Below are 26,450 nucleotides of genomic sequence, written 5' to 3' on the forward strand. Positions count from 1 at the left end.
AGATATACAGTGATCCGGCAAGCACCGTCCCTGCATGGGCAGGATGCGAGTGGCGAGCCCACGAGGATGCATGGCAAGACGCCCGGCAAAGGCAGGCGGATCGATCGCGCGCGGCAGCGGTGTCGCGCTGGGCGAAGCCGTGTTCCGCTCGCTCTGCGAAGCTCTCCAGGCCGGCAGCTACCGCGCCGGCGACCGCCTGCGCGAGGAAGAGGTCGCCCAGCGGCTGAAGGTCAGCCGCACGCCGGTGCGGGAAGCTCTCGGCCGGCTCGCGGCACGCGGCTTCGTCGAACCTGCCGGCGGCCGCGGCCTGATCGTACGCAACCTTGACATCTCCGAGGTGCTCGAACTCTACGCGATGCGCGAGATCATGGAAGGCGCCGCCGCGCGTCTGGCCGCCGAACACGCCTCAGCGACCGAGGTCGATGCACTCAGGGATATCGAACAGGCTTTTGTTGAGGCCTCCGCGACCGACGCGGCGGAGATGGCGAGACTGAACCGCGCGTTCCACCAAGCGATCTGCCGCGCCGCGCGCAACCGCTATCTCGACAACGCGTCAGGCGAATTGCAGGACTGGATCGCCCTGCTCGGTCCAACCACGTTCACCGTATCGGGTCGCCCCTCGACCAGCCATGGCGAGCACCAGGCCATCATCGACGCCATCGCGGCTCGCGACGGCGACAAAGCGGAGCAGCTCGCGCGCGCGCACATTCGCGAAGCGCTGCGCTGTCGGCTGAAGCTGTTGCAAAGGCAGTAGCAGCGAGACGCTCAAGCTACCAGTTCTGCGGCAATCGCCTTCAACACGTCCCGCACATCGCCTGGACTGAGCCGCACCTGCAGTCCGCGCTGACCGCCATTGACGTACACATAGTCATGTACGAGCGCGCTCTGCTCGATCACGGTGCGCACGACCTTCCTCTGCCCGAACGGGCTGATGCCGCCCACCTTGTATCCGGTGACACGTTCCGCCTCAGGCGGCTTCATCATCTGCGCCGACTTGCCGTTGGCGACCGCGGCGAGCTTCTTCATCGAGACCTCCTGATCGGACGGGACGATCACGCAGACCGGCTTGCCGTCGACCAGCGCCATCAGCGTCTTCAGCACCCGCGCCGGGTCTTCGCCGAGCGCGGACGCGGCCTGAAGGCCGATGCTTTCGGCGTCGGGATCATATTCGTAGGCGTGAACGGTGAAGGCAACACCGGCGGCCGCAAGCACGCGCGTGGCTGGGGTGACTTTGGACATGCCTGATGTCTAAAGCGCGATGAGATGAGGATGAATCATTATCGCGCTTTAGGTTGTTGTTTGAGCATGATCTTTTCGGAAAACCGCTTCGCACTTTTCCGGATCATGCTTTAGCACCGTCGCCGTGGGGAGCGAAGCGACGAGACAATGATGCTCTGGATCTCGCGGCGCGATCTTTTCCCAACGTCGTCCTGGCGAAAGCCAGGACCCATTACCCCAGGGTGAGGTTTGGCGAAAACTCTCGGTCCGGTACCGCGACAATCCGCAATCGACGGATCACGCGGTATGGATCCTGGCTTTCGCCAGGACGACACCGGTGTACTGGGCCGGTATCGGAGCGGCCCAGTACCTACTCCGCCGCGTCCCGCATTTCCGCGCGCTCGGCCCGGGCCGCGCAGAACTTGAACTCTGGAATCTTGCCGAACGGATCGAGCGCCGGGTTGGTCAACAAATTCGCCGCCGCTTCCGCGTAGCAGAACGGCATGAACACCATGTTCTCCGGCACGTCGCGGTCCGAACGCACCTTGACCTCGACCGCGCCGCGGCGGGTCTCGAGCCGGATGAAATCGCCGGGCGCAAGCTTCTTCCTGTGCATGTCCTTCGGCGACATGAAGGCGACCGCCTCCGGCTCGATCTGGTCGAGCACCTGGGCGCGGCGCGTCATCGAGCCGGTGTGCCAGTGTTCGAGCACGCGGCCGGTCGAGAGCACCATCGGATATTCGGCGTCGGGTATCTCGTCCGGCGGGATGACGTGGGCCGGCACGATCTTGCCGCGGCCGCTCGCGGTCGGGAATCCCGTGGTGAAGATGATCTCGTTGCCGGGTTTGTCAGGACCGTCCACCGGATAGGTCACCGCGCCTTCGCGCACCAGCCGTTCCCAGCTGATGTTCTTCAACGACGGCATCAGCTCTGCCATCTCGGTGAAGACCTCGCCGGGACCAGCATAATTCCAGGGCAGGCCCATTCGCTTGGCGATCTCCTGGATGATCCAGAGATCCTGCCGCGCCTCGCCCGGCGGCTTGATCACCTGGCGCGCGAGCTGCACGCGGCGATCGGTGTTGGTGAAGGAGCCGTCCTTTTCAGCAAACGCCGAGGCCGGCAGGATGACGTCGGCGTGGAAAGCAGTCTCCGTGACGAAGAGATCCTGCACCACGAGATGATCGAGCATGGCGAGCGCCTGGCGCGCATGCTGGAGATCGGGGTCGGACATCGCGGGGTTCTCGCCCTCGATATACATGCCCTTGATCTCGCCGGCGTGGACCGCGTTCATGATCTCGACCACGGTCAGGCCGCGCACGGGATCGAGGTCCTGGCCCCACAGCTTCTCGAAGGCACCGCGCATGTCGTCGCGGCCGACCGGCTGATAGTCCGGCAGGAACATCGGGATCAGGCCGGCATCGGAAGCGCCCTGCACGTTGTTCTGGCCGCGCAGCGGATGCAGGCCGGTGCCGGGACGACCGACCTGGCCGGTGATCAGCGCCAGCGCAATCAGGCAGCGCGCATTGTCGGTGCCGTGGACATGCTGGCTGATGCCCATGCCCCAGAAGATGATCGACGATTTCGCCCGCGCATAGGTTCGCGCGACCTCACGCAGGGTCTGCGCCGGGATGCCGCAAATCGCCTCCATCTTCTCTGGCGTGAACTCCTTGATCTTCTCCTTGAGGTCCTCAAAACCCTCGGTGTAGCCGGCGATGTACTGATCGTCGGTCAGCCCTTCGGTGATGATCGTGTGGATCATCGCGTTCAGCATGGCCACGTCGGAGCCCGGCTTGAACTGCAGATGCTTGGTCGCATGGCGCGACAGCGACTGCCGGCGCGGGTCCATAACGAAGAGCTTTGCGCCATTCTTGGCGGCGTTCTTGATATAGGTTGCCGCGACCGGGTGGTTCACGGTCGGATTGGCGCCGATCACCCATATCACCTCGGCGTCCATCGCGGCAGAGAACGGAGCCGACACCGCGCCCGAGCTCAGGCCCTCGAACAACGCAGCAACCGACGAGGCGTGGCACAGGCGGGTGCAGTGGTCGACATTGTTGGAGCCGAAGCCGGTGCGCACCAGCTTCTGGAACAGATAGGCCTCTTCGTTCGAGCCCTTGGCCGAGCCGAAGCCGGCCAGCGCTTTCACGCCATTGGTGTCACGGATCTTGACGAGGCCCTTGGCGGCGATGTCGAGCGCTTCCTCCCAGGTCGCTTCCCGGAAGTGGGTGAAAGGATTGGCCGGATCGACCTGGTCGTTGGAATCCTTCTTCGCATTCGGCAGACGCACCAGCGGCTTGGTCAGCCGATGCGGATGGTGGATGTAGTCGAAGCCGAAGCGGCCCTTGACGCAGAGACGGTTGTGGTTGGCGGGGCCATCGCGGCCCTCCGCATAGATCACCTTCTCGTCCTTGACCTCATAGGTCACCTGGCAGCCGACGCCGCAGAACGGGCAGAGCGAATCCACCTTCTTATCGGCATAGACGACACGGGTCTGCGCCTCGTCCAGCATCACGGCCGGCATCAGGGCCCCGGTCGGACAGGCCTGCACGCATTCGCCGCAGGCAACGCAGGTGGATTCACCCATGGGATCGTCGAAGTCGAACACGATCTTCGAACCGTGGTTACGGTAGGCCATGCCGATGACGTCGTTGACCTGGACCTCGCGGCAGGCGCGCACGCACAGGCCGCACTGGATGCAGGCATCGAGATTGACGCGCATCGCCGGATGGCTGGCGTCGGTCGCCCAACGCTCGGCGGCGGGGAAGCGGCTCTCGGTGACGCCAGTGGTTTCGGCCCAGTGCCAGAATTTGGATTCCGGATCGTGCGAGGTCTCGCGCGCGGGCTGATCGGCGACCAGCAGCTCCATGACCATTTTTTGCGCGGAAACGGCGCGCGCGCTCTCGGTCTTCACCTTCATGCCGACCGATGGCGTCCGCTTGCAGGACGCCGCGAGCACGCGCTCGCCCTCGATCTCGACCATGCAGGCGCGGCAATTGCCGTCGGGGCGATAGTCCGGCGCCGGCGAATAGCACAGATGCGGAATCTCGCGACCCTGGCGTTTTGCGACTTGCCAGATCGTCTCGCCGGCTTTGGCCTCGACCTGCTTGCCGTCGAGCTCAAACGTAATCTTCGTCATTCGGCCGCTTCCTTGAACTCGTCAGGGAAATATTTGATCACGGTGGAGAGCGGGTTAGATGCCGCCTGACCCAAACCGCAAATCGAGGCATCGCGCATCGCCTGGCTCAATTCTTCCAGCAAGGCTCGGTTCCAGACCGGCTTCTGCATCAGCAGCGCGGCCTTCTGGGTTCCGACGCGGCACGGCGTGCACTGGCCGCAGCTCTCGTCTTCGAAGAACTTCATCAGGTTCAGCGCCGCCGCGCGCACGCTATCCTTTTGCGACAGGATCACGATCGCGGCCGAACCGATGAAGCAGCCATATTTCTCCAGCGTGCCGAAATCGAGCGGGATGTCGTCCATCGACGCCGGCAGGATGCCGCCGGACGCACCGCCCGGCAAATACGCGTAGAACTGATGGCCGTCGGCCATGCCTCCGCAATATTCGTCGATCAGCTCGCGCACGGTGATCCCTGACGGCGCGAGCTTCATGCCGGGAGTCTTCACGCGGCCCGAGACCGAGAAGCTGCGCAGGCCATGACGCTCGTGGCGCCCATGGCCCTTCCACCAGTCGGCGCCCTTCTCGACGATGTCGCGCACCCACCACAGCGTCTCGATATTGTTGATCAGCGTCGGCAGGCCGAACAGGCCGACCTGGAACGGATAAGGCGGCTTGTGCCGGGGCAGGCCGCGCTTGCCTTCGATGCTTTCGAGCAGCGAGGATTCCTCACCGCAGATATAGGCGCCGGCGCCGCGGCGCATGTGCAGCGTCGGGCCGCCCGCCGGAAGCATTGCGATCTCGCGCTCGAGGATCTCGCGCGATGCCGGATATTCGTCGCGCAGGTAGATGTAGATATCCGAGGCCTGCACCACATGCGCGCCGATCAGCATGCCCTCGAGGAAGCGATGCGGATCGCTTTCGAGATAGACGCGATCTTTGAACGTGCCGGGCTCGCCCTCGTCGCCGTTGATCGCCATCAGCCGCGGGCCGGGTTCACCAAGCACCGCGCGCCATTTGCGTCCCGTCGGGAAGCCGGCGCCGCCGAGACCGCGCAGCGAGGCGTCGTCGAGCGCCTTTAGCAGATCATCCGTCGGTAGCTCACCCGAGCGAAGGCGATTGAGCAGCTTGTAGCCGCCGCCGGCGACATAGGTGTCATAGCCGATATATGTCGGCAGGTGCGCGTGAGTGTCGCCGGCCTTCGCGGCCGCCACGACATTGGCCACCGTGGCGTGGTCAACAAAGTTGTGTCCGACTTCCGCGGCAGGCGCCGTATCGCAGCGGCCGACGCAGGGCGCGCGCACGACGCGAATGCCGGGACCCGACGCGTTCTGCAAATCGGCGAGCAGCTTCTCGCCGCCAAGCATCGCGCAGGTCAGCGAATCGCAGACGCGGATCGTCAGCGGCGCGATATCAGGCTGGCCTTCCTTCACCACGTCGAAATGCGCATAGAAGGTTGCGGTCTCGAACACCTCGGCGAAGGCAAGCTTCATCTCGTCGGCGAGCGCAGCGAGATGTGCCGCCGAGATCTGGCGGTACTTGTCCTGGATCAGATGCAGATATTCGATCAACAGGTCGCGCCGCCGCGGGCGATCGCCGAGCAATTGCTCGATCTCATGCGCGGCGGTGGGGTCGACCTGCCGCCCCTTGGGCGTGGACTTGGCACGCCGGCGCCCCTCGCCCGGATGCTCGAATTCCCTGACCTTGTGAACGTCGTCGTTGCTGCTCATGGAAACGCCGCGTTCTCCTCAAATGCGCGATGAATTTAGGCCGGGTCGCTATCGCGAATAGCCTGCATGTCCAGCCCTGATCGTTGGGAACAGCGTCGCGCGCGTCCCACGGATTCAAGCCTCGCTCCAACCAACTCTAGCCTCTGGTATGCCAGATGCAAGGAAAATTAGAACGCCTTTATAGTGATTTAGGAGCCATGCAGCCGCCCCGCCATGCCCCTTACGCAAACGCGACCTGAAACCTTATCTCAGCTCTTGCTCATGCACTCTTCGATGTAGAACCAGCGGTCGTCGCCGGCGAGGCCCTTGGCTTTCACGTCGGCACGGCAGGCCTTGAGCTTCGGCTTGTTGGCGGACCACTTCGCCTTCATATCCTTCAGCTTCTGCATGGTGAGCTTGATCTTGCCCGGCTTGGCTTCGCTCGTTGCAACAGGCGCCGCCGGTGTCGTTGCCGTCTGCGCGGATGCGGTATGAAGACCAGCGACGAGCAACACGGCCGCAAGGCAAATTCGAAGGTAAATTCGGGTGCGAAGCATAAAAGTCCCCCTAAGTCACATTCTTGATCATCTGGTAAGTCACATTCTTGATCATCTGGAAAGGCGAGCGCCGCGAGGTACTGCGTTGGGCACCTCGCGGCAGCGTGGGTTTACGATCAGAGAATTCTGACTGCGCTTTCGAGCGTCTTGTATACGCCCCAAGCCAATGGAATGGCGACAAACGCCCAGAATAGCGCGGCCTTGCCATCCAAGCCGCCCGTGCCGATCCCGAATGACCCGGTCTGACCGCCACTGGCGCCACCGATCGAGGCCTGGACCTTCGCCACCTCGGTTTCGCTCATGTACCACTTCGGATCGACCGGCTTGATCAGATAGTTGCAGATCAGGCCCGCGATCAGCATCGCACAGAGGATGTACATGGTGGTGTTGTAAAGCTGGTCGCGCGGCACGCCGGCCGCGAGCTGGAACTCGCGGATGTAGTTGACCACGACGGGTCCGATGATGCCCGCGAAGGACCACGCCGTCAGCAGCCGGCCATGGATGGCGCCGACAAACTGGGTTCCGAACATATCGGCAAGATAGGCCGGCACGGTGGCGAAGCCGCCGCCATACATCGAGAGGATGATGCCGAAGCCGAGCACGAACAGAAGCTTCGAGCCCATCGCCGCAAATGTCGGCGCCAGCGCGTAGAGCACGATGCCGAGAATGAAGAACGTATAGTAGGTGTTCTTGCGGCCGATATAGTCCGACAGCGACGCCCAGAAGAAACGGCCGCCGATGTTGAACAGCGACAGCAGTCCGGCAAAGCCAGCCGCAATTCCGGCGATCTGCGCCTTTTGCGCCACGCTCAATGCGTTGAAGCCGACATCAGGAAGGCCGATCAGCTTACCTGCGAAAACTTCCTGGAGTATCGGCGAGGCCATTCCCAGCACGCCAATCCCGGCCGACACGTTCAGGCATAGCACACCCCAGATCAGCCAGAACTGTGGCGTCTTATGCGCGTTGTTAAGATGGACGTGATGCTCGGAGATCATCGTCTTCTTTTCGCTCGGCGGCGTCCAGCCATCTGGCTTCCAGCCGGCCGGCGGCAGGCGATAACGAAAGGCGCCGATCATCATGAAGACGAAATACCCCGCGCCCAAGATTAGAAAGGTCTGCCAGGCCCCGACATCCACAGAGCTCTTCAAGCCAGAAAAGGTGAAATCGCGTACGTAGTCGACGCCGATATAGGTGAGATTGATTTTCAGGAGGCTGCCGCCGTCCATTAATACGCTGGCAAGTGGCGATCCTATCATGGCGCCGCCGCCGAAGCCCATGATGGCCATGCCGGTGGCCATGCCCCGCCGGTCCGGGAACCATTTCACCAAGGTCGACACCGGCGAGATATAGCCGAGGCCGAGGCCGATGCCGCCGATCACGCCGGAGCCGAGCCACATGATCCAGAGCTGATGGAGATAGATGCCGATGGCCCCGAGCAGGAGGCCGCCGCACCAGCACAGCGCGGCGACAAAGCCGGCCTTGCGCGGCCCGACGCGCTCGAGCCAGCCGCCCCACATTGCGGCAGAGAGACCGAGCACCACGAAGAACAGCGTGTACATCCATCCCATGCTGGCGACCTTCCAGTCGCAGCTGGTCGTGAACAGCTCTTGAAACAGCGACATGTCTGCGCACGCCTTCGGCGCAGTCAAGCCGATCGCGCGCGACAGCGGCAGCCAGAACACCGAGAAGCCATAGGCCATACCGATGCAGAGATGGATGCACAGCGCGGCCGGCGGCACCAGCCAGCGGTTGAACCCGGCGGTCGCGATGGTCCGCTCGCGATCCAGAAAACCTGCGCCGGCACCTGAAATCCTTGCAGCGCTTTCGATTGTAGTCATGCATTCCTCCCCTGCAGCCGCCCTTCTGAGCAGCCTGCCGCTAGCATCCTGTCCTCAGCCCATTGCGGTGCAGCTGTTGCCCCTGCTGCTCCGCACAATCACCCGACACGCGCCAGGATCGTTACGCGCGTCTGAAAAGTTAACCCCTCACGAGGGGCTCTATGCCCGATACGACGTGCAGGCTTCGTGGGTGGCCCGTTGATCCGCGCACTGCAGACAAGACTCAACCTCCGCGCCTGCGCGGACAGAGTTAATTTGGGCAGAAGCCATGATCGATGTCGATAGACAAAAGGTCGGTATCAGCGCGGTAACGCGCCTAAGAACGCAGCACAGCATTGGCGCTGCCTATCGACCCATTCGCTTTTTCTATCAAGAACACGATGCGCGCGTCGTTGCGCTCGGTGATCTCCACCGTGTCGCCGGTCTCGCGGATCAGGTTCGGGATGTCAATCACCGACATGGGATCGGTGCAGTACACCTCGAGCTGATCGCCCGGCTGCAACGGCTTCAGCGCTTTGCGCGTCTTCAGGGCGGGCAACGGGCATTTCAATCCAGTGAGATCGAGCGTCGTTCTGGTCATGGGCGCAACATGGCGGGAGGGGTCGATGGCGTCAACGCCAAGACAACGCCAAGACAACGCCACGACTCAGAGCAGATCGGCATAGGACAAGAAACCTACACCCTGCCCCGGCTCGACCTGCGTGATGTCTTCGCCGAGTTCAATGAGGCCGTCGGTCTCGACCAGGGACGACAACAGCCCAGCCCCCTCGCGCGGAAACTTGACCGCCTCCAACGCGCCATCCTCTCCGCGCCGCAACGAGGCGCGAACAAATTCGCGTCGGCCGATCTTCTTCTTGTAGGCGAATGCCGCGCGCACCGGGATTGGCAACAGCGGCTCCGGCAGGCTGCCCGCAAGCGCCAGCACCGTCGGCCGTACCACATGCACGAAGGTGACAAAGCTGGCGACGGGATTGCCGGGCAGTCCGATCAGCGGCGTACCGTCGATGATGCCCATCGCCACCGGCCGTCCCGGCTTGATCGCCATCCGCCACAACACCAGCGAGCCGATGCTTTCGACCGCTGCCTTGACATGATCCTCCTCCCCGGTCGAGACGCCGCCGGTGGTAAGGATCAGGTCATGGCTGCCTGCCACCTGCTTCAAGCCATTGGCGAGCGCGTTGCGCTCATCGCGCAAGATCCCGAGGTCGCTGACCTCGCAGCCGAGCCGGCGCAGCATCGCCATCAGCATGAAGCGGTTGGAGTCGAAGAGCTGCGAGGCCGCGCGCGGCTCGCCGGGCGAAGCCAGCTCGTCCCCGGTCGAGAACACCGCGACACGGACGCGCCTGACGACGTCGAGCCTGACAAGGCCGAACGCCGCGGCGAGCGCGACATGCTGCGGCCGCAGGCGCTGGCCTGCGCGCAGCGCGATGTGCCCTTCGGGAATGTCCTCGCCTGCGGGCCGGACATTCGCGCCCGGCTTCAGCCCCGGCGGCAGCACGATTCGGCCGGCGTCATCGATGCGGACATCTTCCTGCATGAAGACGGTTTCGGCATCCGGCGGCATCGGCGCGCCCGTAAAGATGCGCGCGGTGTGGCCGGCCTTGATCGGTCCATGCGCAAGGCCGCCGGCCTGGATGCGGCCGTCGAGCGGGAGTGCCCGTTCCGCGCTGTCCGGAAGATCTGCGTTGCGCACGGCGTAGCCATCAACGGCGGAGTTGGTGAACGGCGGCAGCGGCAGGGGCGCTGCGACATCGCGCGCGAGCACGCGCCCGTCGGCATCGATGAGTGCCACGGTTTCGAGATCGGCAATGGCGTTGACGCGCGTCGTGATCAGGCCAACGGCCTCGCCGACCGACATCATCGGCCCACCGAAGGCAAAACAATCGTCCGACAATTGCGCCATGGTGCCTCGTCAGCGCATCGCGGCGCTTTTCGCGACCACATCTTCGACCGGCATCGCCGCTCGCAGCAGCAATTCCGCCGCGGCGGCGATATCGTCGAGATGGACGGTCGGCAGTCGTGTTTCAATGGCGACGTCGGCCACGATCCCGAAAATTCCGGGATCATCGGGAAACAACAACGGCTTGTCGTTGACGGCGCGATGCACCTCGATCTTGCGATGCGGCTCGCGCTTGAACCCTTCGACCACGACGAGATCGACAGCGGACAGCTTGCTCAACAGTTCCGGCAGCCGCGGCTCGGCCGCCCCGCGCAATTCGTGCATCAAGGCCCAGCGGTTGGACGACGCAACCAACACCTCGGCCGCGCCGGCCTCGCGATGGCGCCAGGAATCCTTGCCGGGCACGTCGACGTCGAACTGGTGATGCGCATGCTTGATGACCGAGACGCGCAAGCCCAGCGCGTTGAAATGCGGGATCAGCCGCGTCAACAGCGTGGTCTTGCCTGCACCGCTCCAGCCTGCAAGGCCGATGACTTTCATCGTAACTCGATCTCCGCCAATGGCTCGCCAGCCGATGGAACCTCCGGCCTCTCCCCGTCATTGCGTTTCACCGCCATGCTTATCTCGGCTTGACCCGAATGTCATGCTAACGTCGTAGCCATGATGAAGATCGACAAAGCCCCCGTGCCCCTGATCGTCCCGAACCCCGGCGACCCGCGCCTGACCCAGAGCGTGACCGGGACCGACCAGGCCGGCGCCAAGGTCGAGATCAAGGTGCCGATGGAACGACCGCTGACGCTCTACCTGAATGCCCAGGAGATCGTCACCATGATGACGATCGGGGACTATCCGGAATATCTGGCGCTGGGCTATTTGCTCAACCAGAACATGCTGAAATATAATGACGCGGTCACCGAGGTCGAATACGACGACGACCTCCAGATGGTGGTAGTGCGCACCGAACACCACACCAATTTCGAAGCCAAGCTGAAGAAGCGCACGCAGACCTCGGGCTGCGCGCAAGGCACCGCCTTCGGCGATCTGTTAGAGGCGGTCGAGAGCGTCGCTTTGCCGAAGGCGGAGCTGCGCACCTCCTGGCTCTACCAGATGACGCAGACCATCAACACCATGCCCTCACTCTATCTGGAGGCCGGTGCGATCCACGGCTGCGTGCTGTGCAGGGAGGGCGAGCCGCTCTGCTACACCGAGGATGTCGGCCGTCACAACGCCGTCGACAAGATCGCGGGCTGGATGTACCGCCACGGCGTCGATGCATCCGACAAGATCCTCTACACCACGGGGCGGCTCACCTCGGAGATGGTGATCAAGACGGTCCGCATGGGAATTCCGATTTTGGTGTCGCGCTCGGGCTTCACCGCCTGGGGCGTCGATCTCGCCCGGCAGGTGGGCTTGACGCTGGTCGGGCGCGCACGCGGAAAGCGGTTCATCGCGCTGTCGGGGGAAGAGCGCATCGTCTACGACCAGAACCTCGCTTATGTCGAGGAGGAATCGGCGAAGCACAAGCGCAAGGGTGAAGGTGGTGACGACTAGCTTTCCGACCACGCAAGGCGTGCTGCTCGCCGGCGGCCTCGCGCGGCGCATGGGTGGCGGCGACAAGCCGATGCGTATCATTGGCGGCCGCACCATCCTGGAACGCGTGATCGCGCGCTTATCGCCCCAATGTACCGGGCTGATCCTCAATGCCAACGGCGATCCCGCCCGCTTCGCCGCGTTCGGTTTGCAGGTCGTTGCAGACGACGTGCCCGGCTTTCCCGGCCCGCTCGCCGGCATCCTTGCCGCGCTCGACTGGACCGCAGCGAACCGACCTGAGGTGGAGTGGGTGCTCAGCGCCGCCGGCGACTGCCCGTTCCTGCCGCGCAATCTGGTCGCACGCTTGCAAGAAGAACGCATCGCGGCGAATGCCGAGCTCGCCGTTGCGGCATCAGGCAGCCAATCGCATCCAGTGATCGGCTTGTGGCGCGTAAGCCTGCGCGATGAACTCCGCCACGCGCTCGTGGTCGAAGACCTCCGCAAGATCGACCGCTGGACCACGCGCTACCCTCTCGCGACGGTGACGTGGCCGACCGAGCCGCTTGACCCGTTCTTCAATGCCAACACGGCCGAGGATATCGCGGAAGCTGAGCGGCTGGCCGCACTGGATGCGGCGTCTTAATCAAGCTTTACGCGCGCCGGAATCCCGCCCGCTCCAGCGCCGCCCGCGCCTCGTCCGAGCCGAGCGCATCGAGAAAGGCCTGCACTGCCGGCCGCTGCTTGCGCGCTGTGACCAGCGCGAAGTCATAATGCTCTTCTGCGAGCGGAATGAAACCGAGGCCGACCGCATGGGCGACCGGCGCAATGGTCATGCCCCAGTCGGCGCGGTGCTGTGCGACGGCCGCGGCCACCGCGTTATGCGAGCGTGGCTGGTTCCAATAGCCTTCCGGGCGCGCACCACCGAGCAACCGGTCGATCAGAATGCGCGTGCCGGCGCCCTGGTTGCGGTTGACCATGATGCAGGAGGGATCCGCGAGCGCCACGGCGACGGCGTCCTTCGCGCCATGGCCTTCGAAGCGTTTGTCGCCCTTGCGGAACACGATGCCCTGCATCCGCCGCCAGCCCGGCACGAGCTCAAGTCCTTCGACGAGGTAAGGCGTATTGTAGGTCTCGCTCTTGTCGTCGAACAGATGGATCGGCGCCAGATCGCATTCACCGCGCCGCGCCGCCGCGAGTCCGCCGAGACTGCCGACGGCGATCGAGCGCACGGTCAGGCCGGCATGCGCGAGTTGCGTCGTGACAAGATCGAGGCCGGTGCAATGGCTGCCGACGATGACAAGATCGGGCACCCGCGCATGCGGCGTGAACAGTGTCACCTCGGCTTCGGTCCCGGCCAGCATCTGGTCGGCGAGCGCGTCGATGCGCAGAAAACCGTCGGCCTGTGCGAACGACGTGATCGCACCGGAACCCTTGCCGGAGGGATAGGCGATCAAGCCGTCCTTGCCTTCGACCAGCGAGACCATGACGAATTCGGTGCGGCCAAGCTCGGAAGGAATGCGCACCGGCACGGTCGCGCTCACCTTGGCATCGGAGCGGGGCGGCAGTCCTGCCATCTTGCGCAGCACCGGCACGATCATGTCGTGGAAGGTGAACATCGCCGAGGTCGGAAAACCCGGCAGGATCACCACCGGCTTGCCGTCGCATACCGCAAGACACAGCGGCTTGCCGGGCTTGAGCGCAACGCCATGCGCGATGATGCCGGGTTGGCCGAGCCGGCCGATGATGCGATGAGACAGGTCGCCCGCGCCCTTCGACGTGCCGCCGGAGAGCACCAGCATGTCGGCATCCGCCAGCGCACGGCGCATCGCGGCTTCGAGCTGAGCTTCGTCGTCGGGAATGGCGCCGAGGAAAACCGCCTCACCGCCGTTCTCGTCGATCGCAGCAGTGACGATCGCGCCGTTGGTGTCGTAGATCGCGGCGGGCGCGAGCACCTCGCCGGGCTGAACCAATTCGTCGCCGGTGGAGATCACGGTAACCCGCGGTTTTCGCGCGACATTCACGTCCGCAATGCCGCAGGCCGCCAGCATGCCGATCTCGCGCGAGCCGATCATCGTGCCGGCGCGCAGCAGCGCCTCGCCGCGCGCGATGTCGGAGCCTGCATAGGAAACGAATTGCCCGGGGGACGCAGCGCGACGGACGTCGATCGCATCAGAGCCGGCCGGTTGGGTGTGCTCGACCATGACCACGGCATCGGCACCGCGCGGCAGCGGACCACCGGTGGCAATCGGCGTTGCGGTTCCCGCCGCCACCTGCAGCGCCGGTACGGTGCCGCAGTGAATGGTCTCGCCGTTCAACCCGAGGCGAACCGGCGCGCCTTCACCGGCCGCGGCAAGGTCCGCCGAGCGCACCGCAAAGCCGTCGACATTGGAACGGTCGAACGGCGGCACGTCGATCGGCGCGGTGATGTCTTCAGCGAGCGCCGTACCGAGTGCATCGGCGAGCTTGCGGGCCTCGCTTGGGATCGCGCGCGGGAACAGCGCGGTCTCGAAGCGTGCCAGCGCCTCCTCGCGGGAAAGGATCTTGAGGAACTGCTCCTGTTCGAGCGCGCTGCGGACTTGCGATTGCGGGATCATCGTCATGCCAAAACCCATATCATTCCCGCATCAGATAGGCATCGACCGGCGCGCCTGCTGCAAATCCCTCGTCGCTGGCGGGAACAAGCAGCCATGCATCCGCACGGGCAATCGCCTGGAGCGGCCATTCGCCTACCGCAAGCGGCACCCACGCATGATGTTCCTCGGCCAGCAGGGCCATTTCGGCGATGCCGACGCTGGATGCGATCTTTCGCGCGAGCGGCAAGGTCATCTGTCGGCGCGGCAGCCGCGCCGACAGCCGGTCGACGAGCGGCAGCGCGAGCGCGAGCCAGGCCGCAAGCGCATGATCCGGCGATCCGGGCAAGGCGACGACAGGAACCGTTCGGAGCCGCCCGATCGCGGCGGTGCGTCCAGGCTGGAGCGCAAGACCATGGGCGATCACATTACCACGCTGGGCCAGCGCCGTGACGGCGGCATCCTTGCGACCGACGCCGCTGCCGCCGATCGTGAGCAGGAGATCGCAGCTGGGCGCGCCGAACGCCTCCGCGATCGATTCCGCGTCTCGCGCGCCGGCCTGGTGCGTTTGCACATCCAGCCCTGCGGCGCGTGCGATGTCCGCAATCAGATGCATGGTCACAATTGCGCCCGATACATTGACAATGCGCAGCCGCGGACGACGCACGCTCAGCCGGTCCAGTCCGGCCGCGCGCGCGAGCAACAGAGCGGCAGGACCGACCGGACACCCCTCTGCCGCGGCAGGCGTGCGTCCGTCGATGTCGCTTCCGGCGCGCCTGATGCCCTGCCCCGGTACGCCCTCCGCCAGCACCTGCGCGAGTGGGCCCGACATGTCGACTGCGTCGGCATCGAGCACACAGTCGCATCCCGCCGGCATCGCGTCGCCGTCATCGACCCAAACAGGCGCCATTGTCAGAAGCAGCGGTGAATAGGACGACGCGCCGACCAGATCATTGGCGCATAACGCCCAGCCGTCCGCGGCAGCGACGTCGCGCGGCGGTTGGGCCGCAAGGAGCGGATTGCCCGCCGCGATGCAGCCGGCCGCTTCAGCCAGCGGCAACTGCACCGGCGCGAGCGGATCAAGCCCCTTCAGCAACGCGGCGAGCGCGGTGTCGAGCGGCGTCAGCGATGACGGCAGGCGCTGGGTCATGCGCCATGATGGACCATGCATCGCCCGGTTTGGCAACCGCCGGCGCTGTCAAGATCAGCCGCCCGACTTGTCCGCATTGGGGAAGAACAGCTGTTGTCCGTCGACCTTGTATCCGGCGATCGCCGCCTGCCCCTCCGGCGAGATCAGCCAGTCGATGAAGTCTTGCCCCAGCTCCTTCTTCACGTTCGGAAACTTCGCGGGGTTCACCAGCATCACGCCGTACTGATTGAGCAGCCGCTTGTCGCCTTCGACCACGATGTCGAGATCGCCGCGCTCGCTGAAGGCGATCCAGCTGCCGCGGTCGGACAGTACGTAGGCGTTCGCCGCGCGCGCTGCATCGAGGGCGGAGGCCATGCCCTGCTTGGCCTCGCGATACCAGCCGCCTTTGGTGCTCGCGATGTCGATGCCGGCGACGATCCAGAGCGCGAGCTCCGCGGCATGCGTGCCCGAGCGGTCGCCGCGCGTCACGAACGGCGCGCCCTTGGCCTCGATCGCCTTCAGCGCGGTCGCGATGTCCTTGCCCTTCACCCCGGCGGGATCGCTCTTCGGCCCGATCAGCACATAATCGTTGTACATCACGTCAAAGCGCTTCGCGGCAAAACCGTCGGCAACGAATTTCTCCTCCTGCGGCCGCGCATGCATCAGCACGACGTCGACTTCGCCCCTTCGCGCCCCGTCGAGCACCTCATCGGCGCGCCGCGCGATCACCGTGACGTCGATGCCGGTTTTGTCACGGAAGATCGGCAGCAGGTGGTCGAGCAGGCCGGACTCCTGCGTGGACGTGGTCGAGGCCAGGACGATCGCGCGGTCCTCCGCGGATGACGCCGTACCCCCCGCGGCAAGGCCGCAGAGCAGCGCGAATGCAACGGACAGGCGGCGGGCGGCCATGATCGGGTTCCTATTGGCTATGACGCGGCCATGATGATGATCGATTGCGCCGCACTCGTGACGCGTTTGCTCGTTCAGCTCCGGATGCGGACAACAACAGATAGAGCGCGGGTCGAGCCACTATCGGCGGCAGACTTCACCCCGCGCTGCGCGCCGACAACTCGGGAAATTTCGGCAACGCGCGGAGCGGGATGTCGACTGCTACTGCGGGCGCGACAGCCGCAAGGTCCTCACCACGCGGGCGATTCAGGATCGTTCACCAAAGCAGAGATCGCGCGTGAGGATATGTTGCAAAGCAACGAGATGATCGGGCATGGTCCTGGCGGACAGAACTTGAAATGCAGATTCCACCTGCGTCGAACGTCAAAAAGAAGCAAGAATTTGCATAGGAATGCAGGATGGAATTCCTGACGACCAGCGAAGCCGCCGACTATCTTCGGCTCGGCGAACGCAAGCTTTACGAACTCGTCACCACCGGCGCGATCCCCTGCACCAAGGTGACCGGGAAGTGGCTCTTCCCGCGGCACGAGCTCGACCTCTGGGTGCTGTCCGGACTGGCGCGTCCGGCCGGCATGCTGATCGCGGAGCCGCCGCCGGTCGTGGGCGGCAGCCAGGACGAGCTTTTGCACTGGAGTCTGCGCGAATCCGGCTCGGGCCTGGGATCGATGAGCGAGGGCAGCGCGCGCGGGCTCGAGCGCTTGCAGCGCGACGAGGTGATGGCAGTGGCAATGCACTTCCACAGCCTCGATGCGGATGGCAATCTTGCCGCCGACGCCAGTGCGACGGCGCTGCGTGACGCTCCGGACCTGCATGATGCATTGCTGGTCGCCTTCGTGCGCCGCGAGCAGGGTCTCGTGCTGCCGCAAGGCAATCCCAAGCGGCTGCGCGGCCTCTCCGACGTGCTCGCGCTCGGTGCCAGGATGGCGATGCGGCAACAGGGCACGGGCGCGCAGATGCTACTCGACGTGCTGCTGACGCGCGCCGGCGCCTCGACGCGCGATTTGCGACGGATCGAGACGCCGGCCCTGACCGGACCGGATCTCGCCGAAATCGTCCGCGCGGGACAAGCCGATTGCGGAATCGCGACACGTGCGGCAGCGCGCTCGGCCGGCCTCGATTTCGTGCCGCTGGTCTGGGAGAACTTCGACCTCGCGATGCGGCAGCGCAGCTATTTTCGCCCCGCCATGCAGGCCTTGATCCGGTTCCTCAGCGAAAACCGGTTGCGGCAGCGCGCGGAGGAGCTGACCGGCTACGATCCCTCGCCCGCCGGACAAATCCGCTTCGCGGCCTGAGGTTGACGCCCGCCCCGAAATAGTTGCAAAAGAAACTAATTCAGCCGGGCCATACCCGGCGAGCAACACCGGCCAACGCGCCGGATCAGGGGAGGACAAGCGTGAAGCCAACGAGATTTGGACTGCCGGTCGCTGCCGGCTTTGCAGCGACATTCTTGGCGGCAACGCTGCTGCCGGGTGCGGCATCGGCGCAGGTTTCCGACGACATCGTCAAGATCGGCGTGCTCACCGACATGAACGGCCCGGCCTCCGCGCCGACCGGCCAGGGTTCGGTGACGGCGGCGCAGATGGCGATCGACGATTTCGGCGGCACCGTGCTCGGCAAGCCGATCAGCATCGTCGTCGGCGACCACCAGCTCAAGGCCGACATCGGCGGCGGCATCGCGCGGCGCTGGTACGACGTCGACCAGGTCGATCTGATCGTCGACGTGCCGGTCTCTGCGGTCGGGCTCGCGGTGCAGAACATGGCCAACGAGAAGAAGCGGCTGTTCATCACCCACTCGACCGGCACCGCGGATTTCCACGGCAAATTCTGTTCGCCCTATGCGATCCAGTGGGTGTTCGACACCCGCGCGCTTGCGGTCGGCACCGCGGACGCCGTGGTCAAGCGCGGCGGCGACAGCTGGTTCTTCATCACCGACGACTACGCCTTCGGCCATTCGCTGGAGCGCGACGCCTCCAGCGTCATCACCGCCAATGGCGGCAAGGTGCTGGGCTCGGTGCGGCCGCCGCTGGCAACGCCCGACCTCTCCTCCTTCGTGCTGCAGGCGCAGGCCTCCAAGGCCAAGATCATCGGCATCGCGGCGGGTCCGCCCAACAACATGAACGAGATCAAGACCGGCTCCGAGTTCGGCGTGTTCAAGGGCGGCCAGCAGATGGCGGCGCTGCTGGCGCTGATCACCGACATCCATGGCCTGGGCTTGCAGGCTGCCCAAGGGCTGTTGCTGACGACGTCGTTCTATTGGGACATGGACGACAAGACGCGCGTATGGTCGAAGCGCTACTTCGCCAAGATGAACAAGATGCCGTCGATGTGGCAGGCCGGCGTCTATTCGAGCGTGACGCACTATCTCAACGCCATCAAGGACACCGGCACCGACGATCCGCTCAAAGTGGCGGCGAAGATGCGGGAAAAGCCGATCGAGGATTTCTTCGCCCGCAACGGCCGCTTACGCGATGACAATCTGATGGTGCACGACCTCTGGCTGGTGCAGGTGAAGACGCCGGAGGAGAGCAAATATCCGTGGGACTATTACAAGATCCTCACGACGATCTCGGGCGACAAGGCGTTTGGGCCGCCGGACCCGGCGTGTGCGATGGTGAAGAAGTGACGGTGTGGCGACGCGCGAGAGAAAAAGTCGCCATGGCTGGGGTCGTGCCCTACTTCATCACGCCGATCTCGCGAAAGTACTTCATCACGCCGGGATGGATCAGCTCCGGCTTCGGCGCGGCCGCGACCGTGTTCGCGGCCGTGGTCTCGCAGGCTTGCGCGAGCTGCTTGCAGAACGTCGCCTCGACACCGTGCAGCGTCTTGGCCAGCCGGTAGGCGACATCGTCAGGCAAATCCTCGCGCGTCAGCACAAAGCTCCAGGAGCCGAGCGAGGCGATCGGCTCGGACTGCTTCGGGTAGCTGCCGGCCGGCACGGTGAGCGGTTTCAGGAACGGATGTTTGGCGCGGATGCGCGCGATCTCCTCCGCGCTCGGCGCAATGAAGCGCGCGCCTGACGCGGTCGATGCCATCGCGGCAAAGCCGGGCCAGCCGATGCCGGCGCCCCAGAGCGCGGCGACGCGTCCGTCCTCGACCATCGCGGGGCCGTCGCCGGCGCGATCGAGATAGATCGCCTTGAAATCCTCGTCCTGCTTCAGGCCGAGCCCATCGAGCACGTAGCGCGCCAGGATCGGCAGGCCCGAGCCTTTTGCGCCGAATGCGACGGGCTGACCGACGAGATCGGGAATCGTCTTGTACGGACTGTCCGCGCGCACCACGAACATGCCGGGATTGGAATAGATCGCCGTGAGAATTTTCAGCCGCACCTTCGCGCGGCCGATGCCGGCAAAGGCTTCATAGGCCGGCTCGCCCGCGACCAAAGCGAGATCGAGCTCGCCTTTCTCCAGCAGCGGAATGTTCTCGTTGCTGCCCTTGGTGTTGCGCGGGACGATGGTGGCTTGCGGATCGGCCGCGTTCATCACTTGCGCAAAGGCGTTGCCGTAGAGCGGAAAGCCGCCGCCGGGCGTCGCGGTGCCCAGGCTGATCGTAAGGCTGAGTGTCGTGGTCGGAATGGCCTTGCCTCCGGTTTGAGCACCGGCGGGGCTCAACAGCAGCGCCACACCGAGAAGAATGGTGATTGCGAATCTCATGGTCGGTCCCGGCGGGGGCGCGTCAACATCGACTTGCGACGATGTAGGCAGCGCCCCGATTTTGTGAAAGCATGTCACCCAACGACAATAGAACAATGGGAGGCTTCATGTTGCGAATTTTGCGTAACGGTTTTTTCGGGCTGGTTTTCCTTTCAACGCTTTTCAGCGCCGCAGCTCCCGCCTCCGCCACCGGCTATCCCGACCGTCCCGTGCACTGGATCATCGGTTTCTCCGCCGGCGGCCCGGTCGACATCGTGGCGCGGATCATGGCGGCCTGGTTGTCGGACCGTCTCGGCCAGCAATTCATCGTCGAGAACCGCGCCGGCTCCGGCGGCAACATCGCGGCCGGCGCCGCGATCAACTCGCCGGCGGACGGCTACACGCTGCTGTTCGTCGCGCCCAACAACGCGATCTCGACCTCGCTGTACAAGAAGCTGCCGTTCGACTTCCTGCGCGACACCGTGCCGGTCGCCAGCATCATGCAGCTCACCAACATGCTGGTCGTCTCCAACGCGTTTCCCGCGAAGACGGTTCAGGAGTTCATCGACTACTGCAAAGCCAATCCCGGCAAGATTTCCTTTGCCTCGTCCGGCAACGGCACCTCGGTGCACATGTCGGCCGAGCTGTTCAAGGTGATGACCAAGTGCGACATGGTGCACGTGCCCTATCGCGGCTCCGCCATCGCCTTCCCCGACATCATCTCCAACAAGGTGCAGCTGATCTTCGACAATCTCCCCTCCGCAATGGAGCAGGCCAAGGGCGGCAATGTCCGCGCGCTCGGCGTGACCTCGCCGCAGCGCTGGCCGAGCGTGCCGGACGTGCCCGCGATCGCCGAGACCGTGCCGGGCTTCGAATCGGTCGGCTTCTACGGCATCTCCGCGCCGAAGGGCACGCCGAACGAGATCGTCGAGCTTCTCAACAAGGCCGTCAACGAGGCCCTGAACGACCCGAAGCTGGTGGCGCGCCTCGCCGAGACCGGCGGCATCCCCAAGCCGATGACGCCGGCCGAGTTCGGCAAGCTGGTCACCGACGAGACCGAGAAGTGGCGCAAGGTGGTGGAGTTCGCGGGGGTGTCAGTGGACTAGCGCCGGCGATCTGCCGCGAGCCTGCAAGGCATTGGAGGGGACCGGAAGCCCCCTCCCATCAAAAAGCGCGAAAACAACCCCATGCACAGTAGAAAGATCAAGCGATCACAAGGGGTTACAGAATCAAAAAAACGGGCCTCGGCGGGGGCGATTTGACCCGTCGGGCAAAACAGGACTATAAGGGGATCATCGCCGATTTCGGGTATTCGAAAATCTCAGGCCTTGCTGCGCCGGCGCTTCCATCCACTGGTGCCAGCATTGCACCCCCGCCTCCGTCCCTGTAAACGAACCGCGCACCGTTGCCGGCCGCGCCTCCCGCGGCCGTCTCGCGGCGGGGCCTGTAGCTCAATGGTTAGAGCCGGCCGCTCATAACGGTCTGGTTGCAGGTTCGAGTCCTGCCGGGCCCACCAGTAAAAATAGGCATTTGCGAAATCGCTGATTTCGTGGGGACCAGATTGGGGACCAGATTGGGGACCAGATTGGTTAGCCCATTGGTCTCCCTCTGTGCCTGTTCTGTCCACCATATCACGACCCCGAAAAAGAGAGAACATCATGACAACAACGCTCGTGCGTTGCGTGCTCGCGACGCTGCTCACTGCCCTCTTCATCGCCGCTCCGGCGCTCGCTGAGAGTCCGTACCCGACGCCGACTCGTGACGGGCGGGAGCGTATCCCGAGGACTGGTTCATGCCCGACTGGCTACGTCGGAAAGGGCGACAAGTGCGAGGCGCTCCACCGGGACACCCCGCGGGCCTACCCGGTGATCCCGGGCAAGCCGTGCCCGTCCGGGACGTTCCGGAGCGGCGACTATTGCAAGGCCTTCCGATGAAGAGCGATAACACAAGGTCGCAGACCCAGAGCTTTGGCTGCTGGCCGGGTTTACAGCGTGACCACGCCGAGCACGGCCGCCTGCGCATCCCGGTAGACTTCCTCGCCCGGCATGTAGCCTTGCGGCAACGGTTCCGGTGCCAGCACGAAGGCGCGCGGCCGCAGCACCGGGTCCTGTCCATTTCGATAGAGCTGATCAAGCGCATGCCACAGCGCATGCAGGAAGGCGCACATGGCTTTCATCTCTTCGATGTCGGTCTTGGCGAGGAGCGCGTTCACCTGCTCGATCGTCCCGAATTTCTTGTGCGCCAAGCTGTGCCGGATGCCTTTGTATCGGGTCGAATAGACGCCTTGCCAACGGTCGATCTCGGCCAGCATCGCCTGCGCCCGCAGCGGCTCTAGGGCGTGCTTCCCTTCGACGTATTCGTCAACGTCGAGGCCCGGCAACCGCCTCTTGCGTTGCTTCAGGCATTCGATCGAGAAGATCCCGGGCCTGCGATCGATGACCTTCCGGATCCGGCCGATATTGTGCTTGCTGCCGTCGTCGAAGATGCGACCCATCGCAATGAAGGTCGACACGATCGTCCCCTGATGGGCGACCCGCCAGAACAGGCTGCGGTTCATCATCTTCACGACGTCGGGACGGTCTATTGCAAGCCGGCGGACGCCTAGCGCGGTGAAGAAAAACTGCTGCAGGTTCGTCTGCTCACTATAGAAGACGTCCAGGCGCTTGCGGAATGCGTCGCTCATCGCCGATTACTTCATGCCCTGCAGGTCCTCGGGCGTCAGCAGCATGATCCGGAGGCGGCCGAGAACCCTGATCGTCGCATCCTCCACGTCGATATCCGGGTTCTCTTTGCAGACGTTCTGAAATAGGTTGATGATCGTCGAGATGTCGCGCCCCTCCAGGAAGTCCCGCTTCGACGTGCGGTTCGCGGCTGAAAGGAATCCGGCGACCCACATCAAGGTCAGGCCGGCGTCCCCCGGTCCGTTCGCGGTCACATCTTTGCAGAGATGCTTGTTTGGACCGATGAGCGTCGTGGCGGCTTCGGCCGGCCGGCCGGCAGCGATCGCCAGCAACAGTATGGCGGCGCAGACAGTGAAACGCATGAATCCCCTTGCAGCTTGCCGTGAAACCACGAATGAGTCAGGCTCCGTAGGCGCCAAGCTGCGCAGCCGGCAAGAGCCAACGTCCACGCAACAGTTAACGCTGTCCGCATGTGCTTTCCCCCAATTCATGATGCTATTCTAGTACAGGTCGTCGCTGCGAAGTTCATCTGGTTCTGCCCTGTCGGGGAAATGTAACCGATAGGCTTCTCGTCGATTTACGAACCTGCTGGCTGAGGTGACGAATCCCTGGTCTTCTCCATGTGGTCGTTCGCCCTCATACCCGTCAATCGCTTGAAGTGCGCGGATAGCATCATTGTGCCGGTGACCCCTAACGACCTTTCCATCAGAAGCACGAACTGCGGCGCAAATAACTATTTCAATCAGGGCAGCGTGTGAGTTCATGATATCCGTCCCGCGAATGCAACGAACAATTCGACACTTAGTGGGCAGGCAACCTTGGCCTCACAAAGGGTTCAGGCGCCCGCGCGGGCGGCTCTGGCCATAAATGCCGCGACGAGTGAGTGCTCCAATTCACAAACCATCCCGCCGAACCGTCCTTAAAATCCGCAGCGTTTAGCGTGGGTAGCTACACGTGTCTATTTGTCCACGTTGATTGCAAACGTTGACGTTGATTGTTGACGATGGTGGGTTTGTCGCCATTCGGAATGCACTCAATCCTTGTAGCATTGCAGCTTTGGACTGAGCGTCAGCAACCTGTACCTGCGCTTGCGCGATTTGCGTATTGGCAATGGCTAGATTGCGCCGTTGATCTTCGGCCGTGAGGCGGCTTTGAAGTTCTGCTAGTTGAAGTTTGTATTCTCCTTCTGAGAGTTTGCCAGCGTCCACTTTTTCAGCACCTACCAGTCGCGCGGCTTCGTAAACATGAATCAAATCCATGTAGGGATAGCGTCGCTCCCGCCATGCGGCAATTACTCTCGAGGTTGAGCATTCAACTGAGCCTTTGTATCCCTTCACCTCCTTTTTCAGACGCTTCTCGTTGCATTCGGCTAATACTGACTCGATTTTTGATGGATCAACGCAGGTGAATTGAACCTCAGCCCTTGGAAAATCGCCCGGACCAGATGTCGGTCTGGCATCTCTAATGTTAGTCAGTACGGCAGATTGTTTTTGAGCTGCGCAATACTGGTTTGCTTCATTTATCGCTTCAGGCTTCAGCTCCCCATAGTTGCTAAACCCGCTCGCTGCTTGGCGAGAAACCATGTAGGTATTCTGCCCGACCGGGACCACGCCTGAGTTGACGGCGCAGCCAACCAGGGCGAGCGATACCAGCGGGATCATAATCCTCATTAATATTTCCCCAAGATGAAGCTAAACGTCGGCTTGCTTCGGCCTTAACTGCAATTTTAGCCAAACGATACGGTCGCCCCTACTCGCTCCTAGGCTGTATCATCCCGTTCTATTCTTGTCGCCTCAGATGCCACTTATACGGATGACCAAGCTTGTCAAGCTACTAGACGCCAGCGCTCACGCCGCAAAAGGGCGTGCAGGGTTAGCATGGGTCTATCGCCAGCGATTGTTTCGCATTGGGGATTACGGTGACAGTGCACTCAATGATCCGGCGGCATTCATGGATTCGAAGGTTCATGAATTAGTGCACGGTCACCGTAACAATGGACCCACCGCGCGTATAGGACCATATTAGCCAGGCATCACTTTGTTCGACGAGCAAGGGAGCCACCGAATGTACGCCAACATTCTCTTGAGCACGGATGGATCGGACGTCGCGAGAAGAGGCGTTGAGCATGGCATTGCCTTGGCGAAGGCTTGAACGCCAGGCTGACGATCATCACCGTGACGGAAGCGCTGCCGGTTGACTATGGGAGCGGACACGCCTCGGGATGGATTCCGACGCAGGAGGAGGTTGACAGCTTTGACGCGGCCGGCAAGGCCTGTGCGGGCAAAGTGCTTGACGAAGCGCGCGCCATGTCGGAGCAGATCGGCACGCCCGCCGAACTCTTGCATGTTCCGAATGCGCACCCGGCAACTGCGATTATTGAAACCACAAAGTCCAGGGGCTGCGACCTGATCGTCATGGCCTCTCATGGGCGTCGCGGCCTTGCGTGCCGGTGCTGGTGGTGCCGAAGCCGGCATAAGTGTAAGGCTTACGCGGCATCGCTCGGCTGCCCCGCCGCGCTACCGCACAAGACCGCTCTCGCCGCAGGAGACCTCCATGGTCAGTGAAAAAGGCCCGAACATCAAGAAGAAGCAGAAATGCAAAAACTGCGAAGGCAAAGGGTTGCTCAAGAAGGGCGACAAGGTGGTGAAGTGCCAGCGCTGCAAAGGCACGGGGGTGCGGTGATGCTCTCGCAAAAGGTATGGACCTGCTCGTGCCACGCTCGGGGACGAACGCCCACAATGCAGAAATGAAATGACCGATGGCCCGCCGGACCATCGGTCATCGTAAAGAATCGGCTAGATCCAAACCGGTCGCGCCGTCGCCCCCGCGCAACGGCGAAGCCGTTGTCGCTGGAGATCAGATGGTCGGAGGGACGATACCGGTTTTGGTCGTGCCGCTCGGCCAGGCGCCGCCCGACACATCGTCGAGGGCGCTGTCACCGAGTCCATCCTTGTTGGACGTTGACGAGATCTCGGTCTCAGCGACGTCGTTCAGGTCGCGAGGTTCGGCTTCACCTTTGGAATTGGCGCCCTGCGTGTTGCTCATATTCAATCTCCACCTTCATCAATGCTGATCGGGTCAAGCCGGCGATGAAAACGGTACGCCGGCCTTATGTCGTGAGTATTTCAAGGGCTCGGGAAAACGGTTTCGGGGCTCGCCCTTTGTTTCTTCGCATCGGCCGAGGCTTTCTCCAGCTCTGATCAATGCCAAGCCCACTACCCTGACGTCAGAACCCGTGGGTCGGAGGCACGCGACCGCCGGACACATCGTTCAGTGAGCTGTCGCTGAGTGCATCCTTTTCCGACGTCGAGATCTGGGATGCCTTGTTCTGAGCGGCATCGTTGCGGCTATCGAGAGACTCGGCTGCCGGCTTCGAATTGGTGTCCTGCCTATTGGTCATGTTCAATCTCCACTTCAAATGATGATCTTCTAACCCTAAGCGCGACGCACCGATCGCGTCATTTCCTGAATATTCAAGGGCTTGGGAAACCGGTTTCCCGATCTTCGCCCTTTCGTTCATGCGCTTGAGGGTGGAAGGTAGCGCTGGATTGATTTGCGAGCGATACGGCATATGCCGTATTTCGTCGTCGGTCACGGGGACGTGTCGAAAGACCCCCTTCGAAAGACCTCCCCTTCGAAAGACCCTGCCTTCGAAAGGCCCTGCCTTC

General features: G+C 63.4%; 26 protein-coding genes and 1 tRNA gene. 9 read left to right on the forward strand and 18 right to left on the reverse strand.

The genetic code is table 11. The features are described 5' to 3' along the window. The first annotated feature begins 70 nt into the window (after positions 1-70). Complete coding sequence (locus QCM77_RS08355) at positions 71-754, forward strand: GntR family transcriptional regulator (RefSeq protein WP_279660268.1); 684 nt, start codon at positions 71-73, stop codon at positions 752-754. Between the two features lie 11 nt (positions 755-765). On the opposite strand, the gene ybaK is transcribed toward QCM77_RS08355, so the two are convergent. From ybaK to mobB, 8 genes are all read right to left on the reverse strand, one after another. Further along, positions 766-1,239 (reverse strand): Cys-tRNA(Pro) deacylase, encoded by a 474-nt coding sequence (ybaK, locus tag QCM77_RS08360; protein ID WP_279660267.1) that lies wholly within the window; start codon positions 1,237-1,239, stop codon positions 766-768. 349 nt (positions 1,240-1,588) lie between these two features. Beyond that, complete coding sequence (gene fdhF / locus QCM77_RS08365) at positions 1,589-4,354, reverse strand: formate dehydrogenase subunit alpha (RefSeq protein ID WP_279682856.1); 2,766 nt, start codon at positions 4,352-4,354, stop codon at positions 1,589-1,591. Then, positions 4,351-6,060, reverse strand: coding sequence for an NADH-ubiquinone oxidoreductase-F iron-sulfur binding region domain-containing protein (locus QCM77_RS08370; RefSeq protein ID WP_279660265.1), 1,710 nt, complete (start codon positions 6,058-6,060; stop codon positions 4,351-4,353). Before QCM77_RS08370 ends, fdhF begins: the two co-directional genes overlap by 4 nt. 248 nt (positions 6,061-6,308) lie before the next feature. Continuing rightward, complete coding sequence (locus QCM77_RS08375; protein WP_279660264.1) at positions 6,309-6,596, reverse strand: hypothetical protein; 288 nt, start codon at positions 6,594-6,596, stop codon at positions 6,309-6,311. Between the two features lie 116 nt (positions 6,597-6,712). Continuing rightward, entirely contained in the window at positions 6,713-8,434 is a 1,722-nt protein-coding gene (locus tag QCM77_RS08380) for an OFA family MFS transporter (RefSeq protein ID WP_279660263.1), read from the reverse strand. 316 nt (positions 8,435-8,750) lie between these two features. Then, positions 8,751-9,014, reverse strand: coding sequence for a sulfurtransferase TusA family protein (locus tag QCM77_RS08385; protein ID WP_279660262.1), 264 nt, complete (start codon positions 9,012-9,014; stop codon positions 8,751-8,753). 66 nt (positions 9,015-9,080) lie between these two features. Further along, positions 9,081-10,337 carry a molybdopterin molybdotransferase MoeA gene (locus QCM77_RS08390; RefSeq protein WP_279660261.1) on the reverse strand — a complete coding sequence of 419 codons (1,257 nt, stop codon included), beginning with the start codon at positions 10,335-10,337 and terminating at the stop codon, positions 9,081-9,083. A gap of 9 nt (positions 10,338-10,346) precedes the next feature. Beyond that, the gene (gene mobB, locus QCM77_RS08395) at positions 10,347-10,874 is read right to left on the reverse strand and encodes a molybdopterin-guanine dinucleotide biosynthesis protein B (protein WP_279660260.1); all 528 of its coding nucleotides are present in this window, start codon (positions 10,872-10,874) and stop codon (positions 10,347-10,349) included. Positions 10,875-10,994: 120 nt separating this feature from the next. On the opposite strand from mobB, the gene fdhD reads away from it, so the two are divergent. Together fdhD and mobA are read left to right on the forward strand one after the other, a co-directional pair. Continuing rightward, complete coding sequence (gene fdhD / locus QCM77_RS08400) at positions 10,995-11,885, forward strand: formate dehydrogenase accessory sulfurtransferase FdhD (protein WP_279660259.1); 891 nt, start codon at positions 10,995-10,997, stop codon at positions 11,883-11,885. After that, complete coding sequence (mobA, locus tag QCM77_RS08405; protein WP_279660258.1) at positions 11,830-12,507, forward strand: molybdenum cofactor guanylyltransferase MobA; 678 nt, start codon at positions 11,830-11,832, stop codon at positions 12,505-12,507. Before fdhD ends, mobA begins: the two co-directional genes overlap by 56 nt. A 7-nt stretch (positions 12,508-12,514) precedes the next feature. Here the strand turns inward: mobA and QCM77_RS08410 are convergent, their stop codons facing one another. Genes QCM77_RS08410 through QCM77_RS08420 form a run of 3 tightly spaced genes read right to left on the reverse strand, consistent with a single transcriptional unit; the run spans position 12,515 to position 16,472 of the window. Next, positions 12,515-14,464 carry a molybdopterin biosynthesis protein gene (locus tag QCM77_RS08410; protein WP_279660257.1) on the reverse strand — a complete coding sequence of 650 codons (1,950 nt, stop codon included), beginning with the start codon at positions 14,462-14,464 and terminating at the stop codon, positions 12,515-12,517. 13 nt (positions 14,465-14,477) lie between these two features. After that, a complete protein-coding gene (locus QCM77_RS08415) occupies positions 14,478-15,584 on the reverse strand; it encodes a molybdopterin-binding protein (RefSeq protein WP_279660256.1) in 1,107 nt (368 codons plus the stop codon). A 54-nt stretch (positions 15,585-15,638) separates the two neighbouring features. Beyond that, entirely contained in the window at positions 15,639-16,472 is an 834-nt protein-coding gene (locus tag QCM77_RS08420; RefSeq protein WP_279660255.1) for an ABC transporter substrate-binding protein, read from the reverse strand. Between the two features lie 398 nt (positions 16,473-16,870). Here QCM77_RS08420 and QCM77_RS08425 point away from each other — a divergent pair, with 398 nt between their 5' ends. Then, complete coding sequence (locus tag QCM77_RS08425; protein ID WP_279660254.1) at positions 16,871-17,764, forward strand: substrate-binding domain-containing protein; 894 nt, start codon at positions 16,871-16,873, stop codon at positions 17,762-17,764. 101 nt (positions 17,765-17,865) lie between these two features. Next, positions 17,866-19,095, forward strand: a complete 1,230-nt coding sequence (locus QCM77_RS08430; RefSeq protein WP_279660253.1) for an ABC transporter substrate-binding protein — start codon at positions 17,866-17,868, stop codon at positions 19,093-19,095. A gap of 49 nt (positions 19,096-19,144) precedes the next feature. Here QCM77_RS08430 and QCM77_RS08435 read toward each other — a convergent pair whose 3' ends face one another. Beyond that, complete coding sequence (locus tag QCM77_RS08435; RefSeq protein ID WP_279660252.1) at positions 19,145-20,122, reverse strand: TAXI family TRAP transporter solute-binding subunit; 978 nt, start codon at positions 20,120-20,122, stop codon at positions 19,145-19,147. 107 nt (positions 20,123-20,229) lie between these two features. Here QCM77_RS08435 and QCM77_RS08440 point away from each other — a divergent pair, with 107 nt between their 5' ends. Together QCM77_RS08440 and QCM77_RS08445 are read left to right on the forward strand one after the other, a co-directional pair. Next, positions 20,230-21,207 (forward strand): Bug family tripartite tricarboxylate transporter substrate binding protein, encoded by a 978-nt coding sequence (locus tag QCM77_RS08440; protein ID WP_279660251.1) that lies wholly within the window; start codon positions 20,230-20,232, stop codon positions 21,205-21,207. Between the two features lie 334 nt (positions 21,208-21,541). After that, positions 21,542-21,617, forward strand: a tRNA-Ile gene (locus tag QCM77_RS08445). Between the two features lie 468 nt (positions 21,618-22,085). Here QCM77_RS08445 and QCM77_RS08450 read toward each other — a convergent pair. From QCM77_RS08450 to QCM77_RS08465, 4 genes are all read right to left on the reverse strand, one after another. Next, on the reverse strand, positions 22,086-22,784 hold the full coding sequence (locus tag QCM77_RS08450) for an AbiU2 domain-containing protein (protein ID WP_279660250.1): 699 nt from the start codon (positions 22,782-22,784) through the stop codon (positions 22,086-22,088). A gap of 6 nt (positions 22,785-22,790) precedes the next feature. Beyond that, positions 22,791-23,144, reverse strand: a complete 354-nt coding sequence (locus QCM77_RS08455) for an HdeA/HdeB family chaperone (protein WP_279660249.1) — start codon at positions 23,142-23,144, stop codon at positions 22,791-22,793. 138 nt (positions 23,145-23,282) lie between these two features. Beyond that, positions 23,283-23,546 (reverse strand): Y16D family protein, encoded by a 264-nt coding sequence (locus QCM77_RS08460; RefSeq protein ID WP_511337188.1) that lies wholly within the window; start codon positions 23,544-23,546, stop codon positions 23,283-23,285. Positions 23,547-23,717: 171 nt separating this feature from the next. Continuing rightward, complete coding sequence (locus tag QCM77_RS08465; RefSeq protein ID WP_279660248.1) at positions 23,718-24,452, reverse strand: hypothetical protein; 735 nt, start codon at positions 24,450-24,452, stop codon at positions 23,718-23,720. 477 nt (positions 24,453-24,929) lie between these two features. Here QCM77_RS08465 and QCM77_RS08470 point away from each other — a divergent pair, with 477 nt between their 5' ends. Continuing rightward, positions 24,930-25,346 (forward strand): universal stress protein, encoded by a 417-nt coding sequence (locus tag QCM77_RS08470; RefSeq protein WP_279660247.1) that lies wholly within the window; start codon positions 24,930-24,932, stop codon positions 25,344-25,346. Then, positions 25,336-25,464, forward strand: coding sequence for a hypothetical protein (locus QCM77_RS08475; protein WP_256374932.1), 129 nt, complete (start codon positions 25,336-25,338; stop codon positions 25,462-25,464). The genes QCM77_RS08470 and QCM77_RS08475 overlap by 11 nt, the downstream gene beginning before the upstream one ends. 174 nt (positions 25,465-25,638) lie before the next feature. Here the strand turns inward: QCM77_RS08475 and QCM77_RS08480 are convergent, their stop codons facing one another. Both QCM77_RS08480 and QCM77_RS08485 read right to left on the reverse strand, forming a co-directional pair. Continuing rightward, complete coding sequence (locus QCM77_RS08480) at positions 25,639-25,827, reverse strand: hypothetical protein (RefSeq protein ID WP_279660246.1); 189 nt, start codon at positions 25,825-25,827, stop codon at positions 25,639-25,641. A gap of 181 nt (positions 25,828-26,008) precedes the next feature. Continuing rightward, the gene (locus QCM77_RS08485) at positions 26,009-26,377 is read right to left on the reverse strand and encodes a hypothetical protein (protein ID WP_279660245.1); all 369 of its coding nucleotides are present in this window, start codon (positions 26,375-26,377) and stop codon (positions 26,009-26,011) included. Positions 26,378-26,450 lie beyond the last annotated feature (73 nt).

Source organism: Bradyrhizobium nivariense (assembly GCF_029846695.2).
In the GTDB taxonomy this organism is placed as follows: domain Bacteria; phylum Pseudomonadota; class Alphaproteobacteria; order Rhizobiales; family Xanthobacteraceae; genus Bradyrhizobium.

Bases quoted from the DNA above. Each gene is read 5' to 3' on its own strand.
- QCM77_RS08410 (WP_279660257.1), bottom strand. From the start codon at position 14,464: ATGACGATGATCCCGCAATCGCAAGTCCGCAGCGCGCTCGAACAGGAG.
- QCM77_RS08460 (WP_511337188.1), bottom strand. From the start codon at position 23,546: ATGAACTCACACGCTGCCCTGATTGAAATAGTTATTTGCGCCGCAGTT.
- QCM77_RS08355 (WP_279660268.1), top strand. From the start codon at position 71: ATGGCAAGACGCCCGGCAAAGGCAGGCGGATCGATCGCGCGCGGCAGC.
- QCM77_RS08425 (WP_279660254.1), top strand. From the start codon at position 16,871: ATGGAATTCCTGACGACCAGCGAAGCCGCCGACTATCTTCGGCTCGGC.
- QCM77_RS08370 (WP_279660265.1), bottom strand. From the start codon at position 6,060: ATGAGCAGCAACGACGACGTTCACAAGGTCAGGGAATTCGAGCATCCG.
- QCM77_RS08455 (WP_279660249.1), bottom strand. From the start codon at position 23,144: ATGCGTTTCACTGTCTGCGCCGCCATACTGTTGCTGGCGATCGCTGCC.
- mobB (WP_279660260.1), bottom strand. From the start codon at position 10,874: ATGAAAGTCATCGGCCTTGCAGGCTGGAGCGGTGCAGGCAAGACCACG.
- QCM77_RS08480 (WP_279660246.1), bottom strand. From the start codon at position 25,827: ATGAGCAACACGCAGGGCGCCAATTCCAAAGGTGAAGCCGAACCTCGC.
- fdhF (WP_279682856.1), bottom strand. From the start codon at position 4,354: ATGACGAAGATTACGTTTGAGCTCGACGGCAAGCAGGTCGAGGCCAAA.
- QCM77_RS08415 (WP_279660256.1), bottom strand. From the start codon at position 15,584: ATGACCCAGCGCCTGCCGTCATCGCTGACGCCGCTCGACACCGCGCTC.
- QCM77_RS08390 (WP_279660261.1), bottom strand. From the start codon at position 10,337: ATGGCGCAATTGTCGGACGATTGTTTTGCCTTCGGTGGGCCGATGATG.
- QCM77_RS08435 (WP_279660252.1), bottom strand. From the start codon at position 20,122: ATGAGATTCGCAATCACCATTCTTCTCGGTGTGGCGCTGCTGTTGAGC.
- fdhD (WP_279660259.1), top strand. From the start codon at position 10,995: ATGATGAAGATCGACAAAGCCCCCGTGCCCCTGATCGTCCCGAACCCC.
- QCM77_RS08375 (WP_279660264.1), bottom strand. From the start codon at position 6,596: ATGCTTCGCACCCGAATTTACCTTCGAATTTGCCTTGCGGCCGTGTTG.
- QCM77_RS08475 (WP_256374932.1), top strand. From the start codon at position 25,336: ATGGTCAGTGAAAAAGGCCCGAACATCAAGAAGAAGCAGAAATGCAAA.
- QCM77_RS08440 (WP_279660251.1), top strand. From the start codon at position 20,230: ATGTTGCGAATTTTGCGTAACGGTTTTTTCGGGCTGGTTTTCCTTTCA.
- mobA (WP_279660258.1), top strand. From the start codon at position 11,830: ATGTCGAGGAGGAATCGGCGAAGCACAAGCGCAAGGGTGAAGGTGGTG.
- QCM77_RS08450 (WP_279660250.1), bottom strand. From the start codon at position 22,784: ATGAGCGACGCATTCCGCAAGCGCCTGGACGTCTTCTATAGTGAGCAG.
- QCM77_RS08465 (WP_279660248.1), bottom strand. From the start codon at position 24,452: ATGAGGATTATGATCCCGCTGGTATCGCTCGCCCTGGTTGGCTGCGCC.
- QCM77_RS08420 (WP_279660255.1), bottom strand. From the start codon at position 16,472: ATGGCCGCCCGCCGCCTGTCCGTTGCATTCGCGCTGCTCTGCGGCCTT.
- QCM77_RS08385 (WP_279660262.1), bottom strand. From the start codon at position 9,014: ATGACCAGAACGACGCTCGATCTCACTGGATTGAAATGCCCGTTGCCC.
- QCM77_RS08380 (WP_279660263.1), bottom strand. From the start codon at position 8,434: ATGACTACAATCGAAAGCGCTGCAAGGATTTCAGGTGCCGGCGCAGGT.
- ybaK (WP_279660267.1), bottom strand. From the start codon at position 1,239: ATGTCCAAAGTCACCCCAGCCACGCGCGTGCTTGCGGCCGCCGGTGTT.